The sequence below is a fragment of the Pseudomonas sp. P5_A2_2 genome (genome assembly GCF_054177685.1).
This window is the reverse complement of the sequence record NZ_JBGCUL010001119.1, coordinates 1-1,366: the sequence shown is the minus strand read 5'-3', so window position 1 is coordinate 1,366 and position 1,366 is coordinate 1. Positions and strand designations below refer to the sequence as shown.

At 57.4% G+C, this 1,366-nt stretch carries 1 protein-coding gene; it reads right to left on the bottom strand.

Translation table 11 applies throughout. The features are described from left to right. A partial coding sequence (locus ACXRVY_RS29325) for an FAD-binding oxidoreductase (RefSeq protein ID WP_458239000.1) occupies positions 1 to 1,366 on the bottom strand: 1,366 nt, incomplete at both ends.

The following is a 1,366-nucleotide window of genomic DNA, read 5'->3' as shown; positions in this document are numbered from 1 at the left end:
TTGATGACCTCGTTCAAGCGCAGCAGGCTGTTGTTGTTGTACGAATACAGGCCCATGGCCTGGTCCTGGAATTCCGGGTGGCAACGATATTCGCCCCAGCCATGCTGTGCGCCGATATCCAGCAGTGTCCGATACGCCTTGATGGAGGCTTTGTTCATCGCCGTATCATCGGTGATCGGGAAGCCCACGATGAAAAGGAAAGCGCGCTCGAAAAACGGCGCAGGCAACGCAAAAGGCCTGAGGTTCCAGATCGGCACGTTCTGCAGCGCAGGCAGGGTGCGGTAAGCCTCTTCGAAGACGCGATTGGCTTCGAGGATGCCTTGCGCAGTCTGTGGAATGACCGGAGAGAACCACATATGGCCGCGCATCGGATGCGGGTTGCCTCCGGCACGCGTGCCCATACCGAAGAAATCCATGTTCGGCACACCCACATCCTGCGGGTAAACCGTCCACTCAGCAGAAGCTTTGCGCGGATCGGTCTGGATCTGGCCAGCCTGAAAGCGCACACCCTTGATCGATTTTACCGCCAGCTCCTGTACTGCCTCCCACTGGGCCTGGATCACCTTCGGTGGTCCGTAGAACTTCAGGTTAAGCACCCAGTAAGGAATGTTGTTGTCCTGCCCATACTTCTGCAGTTCAGCCGAGTAACCGACACTGGCTTTCGCAATCAGATCAGCATGCTGCTTCTGCAACTGCGGCGGACCTTCGTAAAAGGCGTCTACAAGATGTTTCGTGTAATTGCTGATGCCGAGCAGTGGACTGCCCATTTCCGGCGCACCAGAGGCTAACCCGGTGTTCTCGACGTACTTGAGCAATTCCACTACGGCGTGCAGATCGTCATAACGCGCGGCCATCACCATGCCGTGCATGAAGGCCTCGGGTGCCGGCATCAACCAGATGCCCATCTTGGTGACAACGCCGAAATTGGACTGGGAAAAAATGCCGTCCAGGATCGGCCCCATCCCCATCTTGAATTGTCCCCACGTCTGGGAACCGGGTAGCGCTCCCATTCCTGTGCGAACCACCTCCCCATTGGCCAGCACCACCTCCATGCCGCAGTGCGAATCGAAGTGGTTGCGAAAGCGCGACAACGTGTGGCCCACACCATGGTCAAGCGCATTGCCAACCACACTGCCCCAGCCCGGATCGGCGACGTCCAACCACACCTTCAGGCCACGTTCCTGTATGTAGTTATACAGATCGAAATAGCTGACGCCAGGCTCCACGATTGCGTAGCCGTTGCTTTCGCTGACCTCAACGATTCGGTTCATCCGCTTCAGGTCCAGCACAACACTGCCGCCATGATTGGGCGCTGAACCGCCGTAGCCGAGGTTTTTGCCGGTGGAAATCGTATACAGCGGTTTGG